General features: G+C 67.9%; 13 protein-coding genes. 10 read left to right on the plus strand and 3 right to left on the minus strand.

The window, feature by feature from the left end; genetic code table 11:
* Positions 1-101 precede the first annotated feature (101 nt).
* The 5 genes from ACFWZ1_RS08135 (at position 102) to ACFWZ1_RS08155 (ending at position 3,375) form a co-directional block, all read left to right on the plus strand.
* Positions 102-818, plus strand: coding sequence for a hypothetical protein (locus ACFWZ1_RS08135; protein ID WP_439666021.1), 717 nt, complete (start codon positions 102-104; stop codon positions 816-818).
* Between the two features lie 203 nt (positions 819-1,021).
* The gene (locus ACFWZ1_RS08140; protein WP_439666022.1) at positions 1,022-1,198 is read left to right on the plus strand and encodes a hypothetical protein; all 177 of its coding nucleotides are present in this window, start codon (positions 1,022-1,024) and stop codon (positions 1,196-1,198) included.
* Positions 1,195-1,545 (plus strand): carboxymuconolactone decarboxylase family protein, encoded by a 351-nt coding sequence (locus ACFWZ1_RS08145; RefSeq protein WP_439666023.1) that lies wholly within the window; start codon positions 1,195-1,197, stop codon positions 1,543-1,545. The genes ACFWZ1_RS08140 and ACFWZ1_RS08145 overlap by 4 nt, the downstream gene beginning before the upstream one ends.
* A 5-nt stretch (positions 1,546-1,550) precedes the next feature.
* Positions 1,551-2,501: a PLP-dependent cysteine synthase family protein gene (locus ACFWZ1_RS08150; RefSeq protein WP_439666024.1), complete on the plus strand. Its 951-nt coding sequence runs from the start codon at positions 1,551-1,553 to the stop codon at positions 2,499-2,501.
* Between the two features lie 169 nt (positions 2,502-2,670).
* The gene (locus tag ACFWZ1_RS08155; RefSeq protein WP_439666025.1) at positions 2,671-3,375 is read left to right on the plus strand and encodes a glutathione S-transferase N-terminal domain-containing protein; all 705 of its coding nucleotides are present in this window, start codon (positions 2,671-2,673) and stop codon (positions 3,373-3,375) included.
* Here ACFWZ1_RS08155 and ACFWZ1_RS08160 read toward each other — a convergent pair.
* The 3 genes from ACFWZ1_RS08160 to ACFWZ1_RS08170 form a co-directional block, all read right to left on the minus strand.
* Positions 3,372-4,208, minus strand: coding sequence for an alpha/beta hydrolase-fold protein (locus tag ACFWZ1_RS08160; protein ID WP_439666026.1), 837 nt, complete (start codon positions 4,206-4,208; stop codon positions 3,372-3,374). The two genes, ACFWZ1_RS08155 and ACFWZ1_RS08160, sit on opposite strands and share 4 nt — an antisense overlap.
* 166 nt (positions 4,209-4,374) lie before the next feature.
* Positions 4,375-5,034 (minus strand): DsbA family oxidoreductase, encoded by a 660-nt coding sequence (locus ACFWZ1_RS08165; RefSeq protein ID WP_439666027.1) that lies wholly within the window; start codon positions 5,032-5,034, stop codon positions 4,375-4,377.
* 81 nt (positions 5,035-5,115) lie between these two features.
* Complete coding sequence (locus tag ACFWZ1_RS08170; RefSeq protein WP_439666028.1) at positions 5,116-7,365, minus strand: penicillin acylase family protein; 2,250 nt, start codon at positions 7,363-7,365, stop codon at positions 5,116-5,118.
* Between the two features lie 174 nt (positions 7,366-7,539).
* Here ACFWZ1_RS08170 and ACFWZ1_RS08175 point away from each other — a divergent pair, with 174 nt between their 5' ends.
* The 5 genes from ACFWZ1_RS08175 to ACFWZ1_RS08195 all read left to right on the plus strand — a co-directional run bounded on the left by ACFWZ1_RS08175 (position 7,540) and on the right by ACFWZ1_RS08195 (position 14,732).
* Entirely contained in the window at positions 7,540-8,349 is an 810-nt protein-coding gene (locus ACFWZ1_RS08175) for an N-acetylmuramoyl-L-alanine amidase (RefSeq protein WP_439666029.1), read from the plus strand.
* A gap of 104 nt (positions 8,350-8,453) precedes the next feature.
* Positions 8,454-8,876, plus strand: a complete 423-nt coding sequence (locus ACFWZ1_RS08180) for a VOC family protein (protein WP_231325432.1) — start codon at positions 8,454-8,456, stop codon at positions 8,874-8,876.
* A gap of 510 nt (positions 8,877-9,386) precedes the next feature.
* Entirely contained in the window at positions 9,387-10,895 is a 1,509-nt protein-coding gene (locus ACFWZ1_RS08185) for an MFS transporter (RefSeq protein WP_439666030.1), read from the plus strand.
* Positions 10,896-11,145: 250 nt separating this feature from the next.
* Positions 11,146-11,922 carry a TenA family transcriptional regulator gene (locus tag ACFWZ1_RS08190; protein WP_439666031.1) on the plus strand — a complete coding sequence of 259 codons (777 nt, stop codon included), beginning with the start codon at positions 11,146-11,148 and terminating at the stop codon, positions 11,920-11,922.
* A gap of 86 nt (positions 11,923-12,008) precedes the next feature.
* The gene (locus tag ACFWZ1_RS08195) at positions 12,009-14,732 is read left to right on the plus strand and encodes a putative bifunctional diguanylate cyclase/phosphodiesterase (RefSeq protein ID WP_439666032.1); all 2,724 of its coding nucleotides are present in this window, start codon (positions 12,009-12,011) and stop codon (positions 14,730-14,732) included.
* Positions 14,733-14,739: the final 7 nt, after the last annotated feature.

Below are 14,739 nucleotides of genomic sequence, written 5' to 3' on the forward strand. Positions count from 1 at the left end.
CGGCGGTTCTTGTCTCTTTCCCCACATGGCGTAGACCAGGGCCGGGATAGGGTGGCCGCATGCGCCTGCCGTCCAGCACGCCACCTTCCCCAGGGAAACCCATGAGCGTGTCCGCCTTGCGGCTTTGGAATGCCATTGCAGCGGTCGCTGCCGCACCGCTTTTGCTGGCGATCGTCGAGATTTTCCACCCGCATCCCCACGATCTGTTCGATCTGGACGTGCAACGGTGGATGTTCGTTCACTACGCGCAGATCCCGCTGTTCCCGCTTGCCGCGCTGTCGATGGCGCTGCTGGTGCGCGACCGCACCGATTGGGCGGCGCGATTGTGCAAGGCCGGCATGTTCGTCTTCGCAGTGGCCTTCACCTCGTTCGACACGGCGGCCGGGCTGGCGATCGGCCTGCTGGTCAAAGGAGCGGTGGCGTCCGGTCATCCCGAATCGTGGCGCGACATGATCGATGCGTTGTGGTTCGACCCCGTACTCGGGGGCAAAGGCTTCACCGATGCGCCGCTGATGGGCCTGATCGGCCGACTGTCGCTGTCGTTCGGCGCGGTGGCCGGCGCGATTTCCCTCAAGCGGGCGGGACACGGCTGGCTGCCTGTGCTGCTGCTGGCCGTCGCCAGCTTCGGCATCAACGTGTTCAAGTCGCATTCCTGGCCGGGCGGACCACTTACCTTCGGTGGCATGGCACTGGCGGCCGGCTGGATCCGCTGGGAAAGCCTGTGCTGGCAGGCGCGTGCGGTGGCGTCGGTGCAGGAGGGGGCGGACGCCTCCGTCGGCAGGGTCGCGGGGGCCAGATCCCGCGTCGGCGTGCCCTGAGGGCGATCCTCGCGGCTCTCTCCTGCCAGATCTTCCCCGGGCGTTCCTGACCCGGCGCAGCGCCCGCTGACCTGTATCAATGCAAAGTCCCGCCATCGCGCGCATCGTGACTCCGTTGCGACGCGGTAACACCGGGCCGGCCAACATCATGCGGCCGCCGTCGATGACTGGCGCGCATCCGCCACATCCGCGAGGAGCCCGCCATGAACAAGCCCGTCAAACGCACGCCGTCCACGGACACCACCGGCTTGCGCCAGGTCGCCGAGCGCAGGATCGACGACGAACTGGCGCAGAGCTTCCCGGCCAGCGATCCACCCAGCTGGACCCTTGGCGCCGCGGATCCGGACGACGCCAGCGACACCGACAGGAGGACACCGTGACGCAACTGCTATACCCCGAATCCACTGCCGCGCTCGCGCGCAAGCGCAGGGAACTCGCACCGGAACCCTTGCAGGCTTTCAAGGCTTTCAGCGCGGCGGTCTTCGCCGAGGGCGCGTTGCCGGCGCAGACCAAGCAGCTGATCGCAGTGGCGGTGGCACACGTCACCCAATGCCCCTATTGCATCAAGGGCCACACCGCCGAGGCGCTCAAGCATGGTGCCAGCGAGCAACAGATCATGGAGGCCATCTGGGTGGCCGCCGAGATGCGCGCCGGCGGCGCCTACGCGCATTCCGCGCTGGCGCTGGACGCCATGCAGCAGCACACGCATCCGGGCAAGGGTGCCTGACTGCCATGGCGACGCGGTTCGAAGGCGTCTCGGCCAACGTGCTCGATGCGGTGGGCGACACGCCCCTGATCGAGGTCGAAGGCATCTACGCCAAGCTCGAGTTTCTCAATCCGTCCGGCTCGATCAAGGCGCGTATCGCCAAGTACATGATCGAGCGGGCCGAGCAGGAAGGCCTGCTCAAGCCTGGCGACACCATCGTCGAGGCGACCAGCGGCAATACCGGCAACGCCTTGTCGATGGTCGCCGCGGTCAAGGGCTACCGCATGCTGGTGGTGATGCCCGAGGGCCTGTCCAGCGAGCGGGTGGCGATTTCGCGTGCCTATGGTGCCGATGTGTTGTTCTGCGGCAACTTCCACGTGGACCAGGCGCTGCAGCGGGCGCGGGAGTTGGGGCGGCAGCCGGGGTTCTTCTTCCCCGGCCAGTTCGAGTCCGAGTGGAACGTGGAGGAGAACCGGCTGATCCTCGGGCCGGAAATCCTTTCCCAATTGCCATCAGGGCGGTTGCCCGACGCGCTGGTGCTGGGCGTAGGTACCGGCGGCACGCTGGTTGGCGTCGGCCAGGCCTTCCGTGAGGCCAACCCGCGGGTGCGTCTGTTCGCGATGGAACCCAGCGAGTCGCGAACCATCCTTTGCGGCGAAATCGCCGCGCACACCATCGAAGGCATCTCCGACGGCTTCATTCCCGGCATCTTCCAGCGCAACGCCGGCCTGGTGAACGACGTGCTCAGCGTGTCCAGCGAGGATGCCGTGGCTGCGATGCGCCACCTGGCCCGCCACCACGGCCTGCTGTGTGGTCCCAGCTCGGGCGCGCACCTGCTGGCGGCCAAGCGGGTGCGAGAGCGTTTCCCGGAGCTCACGACGGTGGTGACCGCCTTTTGCGACGAGGGCGAAAAGTACCTGCACGATTACTTCATGCCGGGGCAGGGAGCGGCGTCGACGACACCGCAGTTCGGATGAGTTTCGCAGGCCAAAAACGGTTGTAGGCGCCGCGCCGAATAGCGGCCGGCGTCACTGGTAGCGGAGATAAAACAGCGCGCGCGGGGTGCGCTCCTGCGGCCGCGCGGGCCGTTGCACTGGGTGCGGTCAATCCCCATGTTGTGCGGCTGGCCCCAAGGAGCAAACCACCGTGCCCGACCTCTCCGCTTTCCCGATCACCGCGCGCTGGCCGGCACGTCATCCGGACCGCATCCAGCTCTATTCGCTCAACACGCCCAACGGCGTGAAGGCGTCGATCATGCTGGAGGAGACCGGACTGGCGTACGAGCCGCACCTGGTCGACATCATGCGCGACGAGAACAAGACGCCGGAGTTTCTCTCGCTCAACCCGAACGGCAAGATCCCCGCGATCATCGATCCGGACGGGCCGGGCGGCGAGCCGATCGGGCTGTTCGAGTCCGGTGCGATCCTGCTCTATCTTGCGGAGAAGACGGGCATGTTCCTGTCCGCCGATCCGGCGTTGCGCTGGGAGACCATCCAATGGGTGTTTTTCCAGATGGCGGCGATCGGACCCATGTTCGGGCAGGTCGGTTTCTTCCATAAATTCGCCGGGCGCGAGTATGAGGACAAGCGTCCGCTCGAGCGCTACGTCGTCGAATCGCGGCGGCTGCTCGGCGTGCTGGAAGCGCGCCTGGACGAGCGACCGTGGTTGATGGGCGAGGACTACAGCATCGCCGACATCGCCACGCTGGGCTGGGTGCGCAATTTGGTCGGGTTCTACGAGGCGCGCGACCTGGTGCATTTCGACGAATTGTCGAACGTGCCTGCGTGGCTGGAGCGAGGGCTGGCCCGTCCGGCCGTGGAGCGCGGCCTGCAGATCCCCGGCCGCGGCTAGTTTCCGATGTATGCTTTGGCGTGAGCCGGTTTCGGCACGGCAGTTTCCGTGCGGGCCGGTTCCACCCGGGCCGGGTTCACTCGGGTCCGGTCCAGTCGCGCATGTTCCAGCAGTGTGGTCGCCGCCGGAGACCACAACGTCCAGTTGTGGTGTCCCGGCAGCTCGAAGACGTGGCCCGGCGGCAGCTGCGCGGCCAGCAGGCCGATGCGGTCGCGAAAGCGTTCCTTGTCGCCGTAGGCCACCCATATCGATCCGGCCCGCCCGGGATCGCCGGACCAGCTCTGGATGTAGCGCCACAGTTCGCGCTGGTAGGTTTGCGCCGTGAATCGCTGCGGTGGTCCCGGTTGCCAGCGATCCAGACCGCCCGCGGCGCGGATCTCGCGATAGAGCGGCTTGTCGCCGAGGTAGGGCGAGATCAACAGCATGCCGTCGATCTCGCCCGGATACGCCCGGTCGTACATCAGCGCGCCCAGCCCGCCGAGCGAGATGCCAGCCAGCCAGACCTGGTCGTAGTGCCGCACGCGGGCCGGGAGAAGGACCTCCTCATGCAGGCGCTCGGCCGCGCGCCCCTCGCGATAGAAGGGCATGGTGAGGCCGGTCAGGATGACGTCGGCGTCGGGCCACTGCTCATGGATCGTCTGCGCGATGCCGCGCTTGCCCAGCGACTGGAGGTCGTCGCCGCGTCCGGGCAGCATCACGACCAGCCGGTGCGGCGGTTGCGCAGCAGGTACCCATCGGGTCGGAATCGGACGGGTGATGTCCCCGCCAGCGCTGCAGGCGGCCAGCAACAGGGCGACCAGGGGACCCAACAGGGACGACGGATGCAGGCGCATGGAAGTATGTCCAATGAGCGGCAAGGCACCAGCGTGCGCCGGCGGAGATGAAGGGCGCGCCCTGACGGGGAAACGATCCTCCTGGAGCCCTGTACGTGACAGAAGGCTCGGTGGATGCTTGCCCTGCCTTGGTCGCCGCCGCGAGGTCCGCGCTACCGGCGCCTGATCAGCGGTTCGCGGACGCAGCGATTTCGCGCAACGCCTGTTCGAACACCTCCGGCGGCTGCCCGCCAGGGATCAGGTGCGTGCCATTGACGATCGTGGCCGGTACCGAGCGGATGCCGCGCTGCTGGAAGAAGCGCTCCTGCGCACGCACGTCGTCGGCATAGGCGCCGCTTTCCAGGATGCCGCGGGCCTCGTCGCGATTCAGACCCGCCTCGCCGGCCAGGCGCACCAGCACCTCGTGCGATGCGACGTCCTCGCCGTCGGTGAAGTAGGCGCGCAGCAGTGCCTTCTTGAGCGCCAGGTGGTGGCCTTGCAGCTCGGCCCAGTGCAACAGGCGATGGGCATCGAAGGTGTTGTGGACGCGGCTGCCCACGCCCATGTTGAACGCGAAACCCACCGCCGCCGCCCGCTCGCGGATCACCGCCCGGTTGGATTCCACCTGCGTCATGTCGATGCCGTACTTGCGCATCAGATGCTCGGTGGCATCTTCGCCCTCCGCCGGCAACTGCGGGTTGAGTTCGAACGGCTGCAGGTGGATGTCCGCCTGCACCGTGCCGTCCAGGCGCTGGAGGGCCTGCTCGAGCGACGCGAGGCCGACGGCGCACCAGGGGCAGGAAACGTCCGAGACGAAGTCGATGCGGAGCGGGGTGGGAGCGGTCATGGCGGTTCCAGCGGTGGCGTGGAAGTTACATGGAGCCCGCCGTGGTCATGTCAACCGCCGCGGGTTCCTACCAATGCCGCGTCAGAGGACGTTCTTGCCCTCGCCCGGGTGGTAGACCTGCTCGGTATGGCCTTTGAGCTGCTCGGGCCAGTAGTACACCTCGCGCAGGTTGCCGGTGGTGTAGCGCTCGGCCTCGTCGTTGAAGTGCGGCGACTCGGGATGGCCGCTCTCGCCGCCGGCGGTGATCGCCCGTGCGCTGACCTTGGGGCCGAACTCCACCACGGCCACGAAGCTGTTGCCGCTGGTGCCGTAGTAGCGCTTGGTGCCAGGCCAGCGGTGCGCGCCGAAGGAGGCCAGCGAACCCCAGCGCGAGGAGGTGAAGGGCACCGGAATGCTCGGCTTGCTGTCGTCGAATGGCTGCACGAGGTCGCCGTTGATGCGCTGGAAACGGTTGATCTCGCCCCAGGGAACGCCCCAGTGGCCGAAGTCTTTTTCCAGCCGGTCGACCGCCTCCACCAGCGCGCCAAGGCGCGCCTTCGAGCCGGCCTTCTCGGCCATGGCATCGTAGATCGACAGTCCCTCGGCGGTGTCGGCCTTGCTCACTTCATCCCACAACGTGTCGCCCCAGAACACCGCCAGCGAAGTCGGCATCGAGGCAATGCCCCAGCGATAGTCCCAGTGGCGCAGCAGGGCGATCGGGCCTGCCAGCTTCTTCTTCAGCGGATCGCTCGCCGGCAGTGCGTCGTAGTCGGCGACCAGGATCGGGATCTGCCGCGCGAACGCCGGCAGGTAGGAGTCGAACGCGGCCGTGATCAGCGAGGCGCGAGTGAAGTCGTCCTTCCCGGAAAGCACCCGGATGGCGTGCAGGCCTCGCGGGTTCTCGCCGAAGGTGTCCATGTACCGCGGGAAGTCGTCCTTCTTCGGGCTGTCCTTGCCGGCGGCGGAGTAGGGCCAGTTGTTGGTGTTGTAGGCCCAGCCGTTGGCCGGGTTGACCACGCGCGGCGCCTGGTCCAGCGGCGTGAGGCCGTGCCAGTCGGTGGCGGGGTTGGAGCCGTCGACAGGCTTGGTGTAGTCGAAACGGTCGTCGCGCCGGGGAATGAACTGCGGGTGCAGATAGGCGATCTCGCCCTTGTCGTCGGCGAACAGCGTGTTGTTGGATGAGTTGGCCATGAGCTCGGCCACCTTCATGTAGCTGGCGTAGTCGTGCGCCTTGGTGCGCAACCAGCTCTGCTCCAGCGCGGGAATCGGCCGGTTCATCAGCGCCATGGCGATCCATTTGCCACCCGCCTCGCGCACGATCGGGCCGTGATGGGTGAAGTATGCGGTGAAGCTGCGTTTGGCCATCGAGCCGTCCGCAGCGCGGTAGGGCACGGTGATCTCGCGCTCGGTGACGGGACGGAGCTCCTTGCCGTAGCGGTAATACCGCTTGCCGTCCTTGCGCACGATGGTTTCGGCGAACTCGTCCACCACGTCGGCGCCGGTGGAGGTGTGCATCCAGCCGATGTGGTGGTTGAAGCCCTGGTAGACGAAGAATTGGCCCCAGGTCACCGCGCCATAGGCGTCCAGCCCCGCATCGGAAGCCATCTGCAATTCGGAGCGGAAGAAGAACGAGGTGTGCGGATTGATCAGCAGCAGCGCGTGACCGTCGGCGGTGAGCTTCGGGGCGATGGCAATGCCGTTGGAGCCGGTCGGTTCGACCCAGCTCGGATGCGCCTGGGTCATGGCCACCGGTGCCGGCGCATCGTCGGGCTTCCCGTAGAACGCCTGCAGTTGCTCGAGGGAAACCCGCTCGATGTCACCGCCGATGCTGCCTTCGGTGAAACTCAGCGCCATCCACGGTTCGTAGTGGGTGATCACCCGCGGGTGCGCGTCCGGATGAGTTGCCAGGTAATAGTTGAGGCCGTCGGCCCACGCGTTCATCAGCTGCTTGAGCCAATCGGGACTTTGCGCGTAGAGCTTCTTCAGCTCGACCGGGTCGATGAAGAGCTTCTGGCGCAAGTCCGACCAGATCGCCTTTTCGCCTTCGGCCTCGGCCAGTCGCCCCATGGAGTTGAGGTAATTGGTCTCGACGCGGTTGAAGTCGTCCTCGGCCTGCGCGTAGACCATGCCGAACACGGCATCGGCGTCGGTCTTGCCGTGTACGTGGGCGATACCCCAGTCGTCGCGGGTGATCGTCACGGCCTGGGCTTCCTGTTTCCAGCGTGCCTGCTCGCCCGAATCGGCATGCGCGGTGCCGACCAGGCCAAGCGCAAGCAAGGTGGCCAGCGGCAGGGCGCGCAGCGCGTGATGGAGCGTCGGGCGGACCGGCGTGGACGAAATGGTGGCAGGCATCAGGGGCTCCCTTGCGTGGCTGGGCCGGGGGGGCCGCGAGCAACCGGGTCCGCCGGACGTCGCCGGCAACCATAGCAGGCACGGTCGCCGTACGAATCCGATGACCGGTCGGCCATCACGAATCGGGGCCCTCCGCTCTTGACGCCTACCAAGCTGCTGCGGCAGGTTCGGGCGATGCCTTCCCCACTGGCGACTGCCGTGTCCTTCATCCGCTTCGGGCGCGCGCCCCTGTTTCGCGTGAGCTGTCTTCTGTTGCTGGCCGTGCTGCTGGCCGCCTGCGGCCCCGTACGCAACCCGATGGCGCACTGGGTGCCCTCGCCCAACTACGACCAGCGCCGACCGGTGGCGATCGTCATCCACTTCACCGACCAGGGCTCGGTGCAGGAGAGCCTGCACACCTTGCGCACGGCCAACAGCGGCGGGCCGGTAAGCGCGCACTACCTGATCGGCAGCGATGGCGGGATCTACCAGCTGGTCGCCGACGACAAGCGCGCCTGGCAGGCCGGACCGGGGCACTGGGGCACTATCACCGACCTCAACTCGGCCTCGATCGGCATCGAGCTGGACAACAACGGGCATTCGCCCTTCGCTCAGGCGCAGATCGACAGCCTGCTGCGCCTGCTGGCCGACCTCACCACGCGCTTGCACATCCCGCCCACGCAGATCATCGGTCACGAAGACCTCGCGCCCGGCCGCAAGGACGACCCCGGCCCGCTGTTTCCCTGGCAGCGCCTGGCCGAGGCGGGCTTCGGCCTGTGGCCGCAAGGGCTGCTGATCGACCCGCCGCTTGGCTTCGATCCGTGGATGGCGCTGGCACTGGTGGGCTATCCGCTGGACGATCGTCCGGCGGCGGTGCGCTCGTTCCACCATCATTTCCGGGGCATGGACGGCGATACGCTGGATGCGCAGGACCTGCGCGTGCTTTACGCGCTGTCGTGCCAACTCACAGGGACAAAGGAACGGGTGCCGGTCTCGACCCGCTAGGCCGCTTTTTCCCTTGAAGGGCTGGCTTGGCGCGGGTGTCGAAATCCGGCCGGCCCGCTCGTCGGAATGACGCAGGCCCACTCATTCCCGACGAGGAAATGCCCATGCAAGTCCAGCCCTACCTGTTTTTCGATGGCCGCTGCGAAGAAGCCGTGGCGTTCTACCGCGATTCGCTCGGCGCGCAGGTGATCGCGCTGATGCACTACGCCGACGCGCCGCCGGGCGACGCTGGCTGCCCCGGCGGCCAGATGCCGCCCGCGGACAAGGTGATGCACGCCGCGCTGCAGATCGGCCAGACCGTGGTGATGGCCTCGGACGGTTTCGCCAACGGTCGACCGGAGTTCAAAGGCGTGTCGCTTTCCATCGCCGCCGACGACGACGCGCAGGCGCGCAAGCTGTTCGACGCGCTGGCCGCCGGCGGCCAGGTGCAGCAGCCACTGGGCCCCAGCTTCTTCGCCTCCAGCTTCGGCATGGTGGTCGACCGGTTCGGCGTGTCCTGGATGGTGGTGGCCGGCGTGCAGGGTTGAACCCGGGGACGGCACCGTCGCCCCCGCTGCAGCGCACTGCCGCGAGGTCCGCGATCGAAACCCGGTGCCGCCGGACAGGGCAGGGCACGGCGCCGGATCGCCTTTTCGCAGACGACATGATCCACGCTTCCGTTCCTGCCGCGTGGGGATGCCGCCGAGCATCAGCGGCGTCGTCCCGACGCGGTCGACCAGCGGCCTCGGACCATCTGGCTGATCGCCGGACCGTCGGCAATCAAAGGCGCGCCCAGCAGGCCGCCGCGGCCGCCGTCGATGGTGGCGATGGCCGGTATCGCCGGTGTGGTCCAGGGGCGCCAGCGCGTGGGGCCCAGCCAGCACACGCCACGGGGCCCGAGCGCGTCCGAGCCGTTGACGCGCCTTTGGCGGCACAGGTGCCGGAATCGGCCGGCCGCACACGCGGCGGAAATCGCGCCGGGTCGGGCGGGCGCCCGCTCGAGAATGTTTCGTGAGGCGCGCGAGGGTGGACGCCCGCGTAATCCACAGGATCACGGCATGGCCCCATCGAACAGCGACGCGCGCGCCGCCGCGCCGGCAGGCAGGCTGCGCCGGTGGTTGCGCCAGGACATCGAGCGGCCTCTGGACGAGCTGGCAGGCGGCCGCGCACGGCTGAAAGTGATCGTGTTGCTGGCCTGCGTGTTGTCGCTGGATGCCGCCGACAAGGCGACCGTGGGCGCGGTGGCCGCGCCGATGAAGTCGGCGCTGGATATCGGGAATCTCCAGATCGGCTGGCTGGTGACCGCCTCGACCGCGATCGCCGCCGTGGTGACGCTGCCATTCGGCGCACTGGTCGACCGCGTGCGGCGCGTGCGCCTGTTGGCGATCACGCTGGTGGTGTGGTCGGCGGCCATGCTGTTGAGCGGCCTGGCGGGTTCCTATTCGATGCTGTTGCTGAGCCGCCTGGCGCTGGGCGTGGTCGCCTCGGCCGCCTCGCCTGCGGTGACCTCGCTGACCGGCGATTTCTTCCGGCCCGGGGAGCGCGGGCGCATCTTCGGCTACGTGCTCGCGGGCGAACTTCTGGGCGTGGCGTTCGGCTTCCTCGTCTGCGGCAACGTCGCCGCCTGGTGGTCCTGGCGCGCGGCGTTCTTCGTGCTGGCCGGGCTAGGTTTCGTGCTGGCAGTGGTGCTGTGGCGTTGCCTGCCCGAACCCTCGCGCGGCGGAAAAAGCCGCATCCCCGTCGGCGCCCGCCGCGTGCCCGTCGAGGACGAACCCGGCCAGGCATCGACCGGCAGTGCGGCGGACAGCGGTTCGCTGCGGCGGGTGATCCGCTGGCGGGGCGTGCGTCCCCGCCACGCGCTGATGACGATGAACCCGGCCTCCGCCTCGCTCTGGCGCGCGGTGCGCTACGTATTGGCGGTGCCGACCTACCGCACGCTGATCGTCGCCTCGGCGCTGGGCTACTTCTACTTCACCGGGCTGCGCACCTTCGCCATCGTGTTCATGCGTGGGCGTTTCGAACTCGGCCAGTCGGTGGCCAGCAGCCTGGCGGTGCTGCTCGGTCTGGGCGCCATCGTCGGCGTGCTGCTGGCCGGGCGCCTGGGCGACCGGCTGATCGATCGCGGTCGCCTGACCGGGCGGGTGCTGGTGGCGGCCGGAGCCTACCTGCTGGCGACGGCTGCCTTCCTGCCTGGCCTGCTGATCGGCTCGTTGTGGCTGGCCGCGCCATTCTTCTTCCTCGCAGCGGCGGGCATCGGCGGCGCCAACCCCGCCGTGGACGCCGCGCGCCTGGACGTGATGCCCTCGGCACTGTGGGGGCGGGCCGAAGGCGTGCGGGCGACCTTCCGCTTTGCGCTGGAAGCGGTCGCGCCGCCGTTGTTCGGTTACGTGTCGGCCCGCTTTGCCGGCCACGTGCAGGCCGGCGGCGCGGCGGGGCTGGGCCTCGCCTTCCTGGCGATGCTGGCGCCGCTCGCTGTTGCGGGCCTGCTGCTCCTTGTGCGCACCTCCCGCACCTACGCGCGCGACGTGGCCTCGGCGCTTGCCGCCGAGCAGCGCACCCGCCATTGATCCCGGACATCCACCCAAGCACACCGTCTTGACGCAAGCGCCGGCGTTCGGCGCGAAGATCGGGATATGGCAATGTTGATTCCTTCTCGGGCGTGAACGGCCCACACGGGCGCGTGCGCATTCGCCATTCATGAGACGACCGATTGAAACCATGGATTTCCCCGGCGCGCTGCGAACCGGGGGAGCGGGTGCCCGTGCCCGGGCGACCTGGATCGAACGCTTCGCAGCACACCCCGAGAGGAGCAACGCAATGAATAATCGTTTTGAACGCACCGGCCCCCTGACCGAAATTTCCAGCTATCCGCAGTGGGCGCAGGACATGGTAGGCGCCTGCGAGGAGACCAAGCAGAGCGTCATCCGCCACGAGCTGTGGGACCTGATGCGAGAGGTCAAGCTCGACCGGCAGGGCACCCGCGACTTCATGGCAGGCATCTGGCCGGTGATCGAGCGCTTCCCCGCCTACATGGCGCGCAACCTGCTCAAGACCCAGTACGGGCGCAGTCCCGGCGACAACATGGCCAGGCGCTGGCTGGTGCGCAACATCCGCGTCGAGCAGAACCACGCCGACCACTGGCTCAACTGGTCCGAGGGTGCCGGCGTGCCGCGCTGGGACGTGCTCTACGGCGAGCGCGCGCAGGGCACCCAGGTCCTGGCCGACTGGTGCGAGGAGGTCAGCGAGCATGACAGCCTGGCCGCCGGCATCGTGGCGACCAACTATGCGGTCGAAGGCGCCACCGGCGAGTGGTCGCAGCTGATCTACGACAGCGCCACCTATGCCCAGAGCATGCCTTCGGACAAGCGCGTGCAGAGCCTGCGCTGGTTGCAGTTGCACGCCGCCTATGACGACACCCACCCCTGGGAGGCGCTGGAGATCGTCTGTACCCTCAAGGGAACGGCCCCGGCTGCCGATGAAGTGGACCACCTGACCGAGTGCGTCAAGCGCAGTTACGTCGGCATGCGGATCCTTGCCGATCGCTGCATCGGCCGGGCGCGCGTTTACGGAACCGTGAACGAGGCAGCGGCTTGATGGCGCATGAAAGTTGAACAATCACCCGTAGAATTGCGCGGGTCAGCCACAGGATAAGGGACCAGATGCCTGCTGCCGTGCCCAGCTTGTCCTCACTGCCCCGGCGTCTGTTGCCGTTGGCATGGGGACTTGCGGCCGTCATCGGCTTGATCCTGGCCTTTACCTGGGGTGCGTTGCAGGTCCAGGTTGCTCTCGCCGGGTTCCTCAACGGCGAGAGCATCTGGTCGAAAGCGCAGAAACAGTCGGTCATCGACCTGCGCAACTATGCCGCCAGTGGCAGTCCGGCGGACCTTGCCGCCTACCGCCGCAACTACGACATCCTGCGCATCGATCGCTGGACGCGCGACGTGGTGGCCACCGGCGACTATGACCGCGCCGCCGTGGCCGACGCCCTGGTGCGGGTCAACACCATGCAGTCCGCCGTGCCCGGCGTGATCTTCATGCTCGACCATTTCGCCTCCGGGCCCTACATGAAGGAGGCGCTCGCGGCGTGGCGGTCGGTCGACCGCCAGGTTGCCGAACTGGACACGATCGCCCGCGAATTGCAGGCGGCCCACGCGCGCGGCGCGATGGATCCGGCCAGCATCGCGCGCCAGCAGGCGCGCATCCGCGCGCTGAACGATTACATCGAACCCCGCGCCAAGGTGTTTTCGCAGGAAGTGGCCCACGGTGCGGTGTGGATGGGCCGGGTGCTGTACTCGACCATCTTCGGGGCCACCTGCCTGGCGACGCTGCTGTGGCTGTGGATGGCCAGGCGCGTGCTGGCCAACATGCGCGGCACCGAAGAGCGCTACCGGCTGCTGTTCGATCGGGCACCGGACGCGATCGTCATGGTGGACGAGCAGGGCGGCCGCATCCTGGATGCCAACCACAAGGCGGCCGAATGGACCGGGCGTGGGCAACAGGAACTCCTGGGCATGCCCTTCGCCGCGCTGTTCGAGCGTGGACAGCCGCACGGGGAGGGCATCACCCAGGGCGCGTTGCGCGGCGGCGGAGAATCCTCCCGGCCGGTGGAAACCCAGAGCAGCCTGGTGCGCTGGGGCGAACGGCAAGTGCGCCAGGCGATCGTCCGCGACATTTCCGAACGCATCAGCCTGGAGCAGGAGCGGCGCATTGCCGCCGAGGCGCTGGCCAGCATTGCCGAGGGCGTGATCATCGCCGATGCCGCGCGCCGGGTACTCTCGGTCAACGCGGCGCACGTAGCCATTACGGGGCTGTCGCTGCAGGAGATGCTGGGCCGCCGCTTCGACGAAACCCGCCGTTTGCCCGACGACAGTCCGCTGCCGCCGTCGGTATGGGAAACCCTGGAAGGGGGCGGCAACTGGCTCGGCGAGGTGCACAGCCAGCGTGCCGATGGCAGCGTCTATCCCGAGCTGCTCAGCATCAGCGTGATCCGCGACATGGACGAACGCGTGCAGCACTACGTCGCGGTGTTCACCAATATCAGCACCACCAAGGCCAACCAGCGCCGGCTGGAGCACCTTGCCACCCATGACCCGTTGACCGGGCTGGCCAACCGCGCCGAGTTCGAGCGCCAATGCGCGCTCGCGCTCAACACGGCCGACCGCGAGCACGGCGCGGTGGCGGTGCTGTTCATCGACCTGGACGCCTTCAAGGTCGTCAACGACAGCTACAGCCACGCCATCGGCGACCGCCTGCTGGTGCACGTGGCCGAGCGCATCAGCCGCGACCTGGGCGAACACGACGTCGCCGGGCGCATCGGCGGCGACGAGTTCACCGTGCTGATCGGCAAACTGGTTTCGCGCGAACAGGCCAGCACGCTGGCGCAACGGCTGCTGGCCGTGCTGGGCGAACCGATGAAGGTGGGCGAGTACGAAGTGGCGCTGAGCGCCAGTATCGGCATCGCCGGCTATCCGCTCGACGGCAGCGATCCGGTCACCCTGATCGCCAACGCCGACGCCGCCATGTACGCGGCCAAGACGCAGGAACGCAACACCTACCGTTTCTACTCGCCGATGATGCAGGCCGATGCGCGCAAGCGCCTGGCGCTGGCGGCGGAATTGCGCCAGGCGCTGGCGCGTGGCGAGTTCCGGCTGGTCTACCAGCCGAGCGTGGATCTGCGCAACGGCAAAGTGGTCGCGGTCGAGGCGCTGCTGCGCTGGCGTCATCCGGCACGCGGCGACGTGTCGCCGGCCGAATTCATCCCGATGGCCGAGAAGCTGGGCCTGATCCGCCACGTCGACGATTGGGTGCTGCAGGCCGTGGCCCGGCAGATGCGCCAATGGGATGCGGAGGGCATGCCGCCGATCCGCGTCGCGGTGAATATTTCCGCCGGCTCTTATGGTGCGCCGCATTTCGTCGAGGACGTGCGTCGCTGGCTGGTCGCCGAGCAGGTCGCGCCGCAGCGCCTGCTGCTGGAGATCACCGAGGGCGCGATCCTGCGCCTGGGCGACGAGATGGAGCGCACCATGAACGCGCTGCATGCGTTGGGCGTGGGCGTGGCGATCGACGACTTCGGTACCGGCTATTCCTCGATGGCCTATCTGAAATTGCCGGCGATCGCCTTCCTCAAGATCGACAAGAGCTTCGTCGACGGATTGCCGGGCAGTTCACACGACGCGGCCATCGTCGAGGCGATGCTGGCCCTGTCCAAGCGGCTGGGTCTGTGCGCCATTGCCGAAGGCATCGAGACCGAGGCGCAGCACGAGTTCCTGCTGCGCGCCGGTTGCACCGAAGGCCAGGGCTACCTCTATGCGCGCGCGCTGGAGGTGCAGGAGATCGAGCGTATGCTGCGCCCCGGCCACCGCCCTGGTTCGGCCAAGCTGCGGCTCGTGCCCCCCGCGCACTGAATTGTGC

Source organism: Frateuria sp. GZRe14 (assembly GCF_051900395.1).
Taxonomy (GTDB): domain Bacteria; phylum Pseudomonadota; class Gammaproteobacteria; order Xanthomonadales; family Rhodanobacteraceae; genus Frateuria_A; species Frateuria_A edaphi.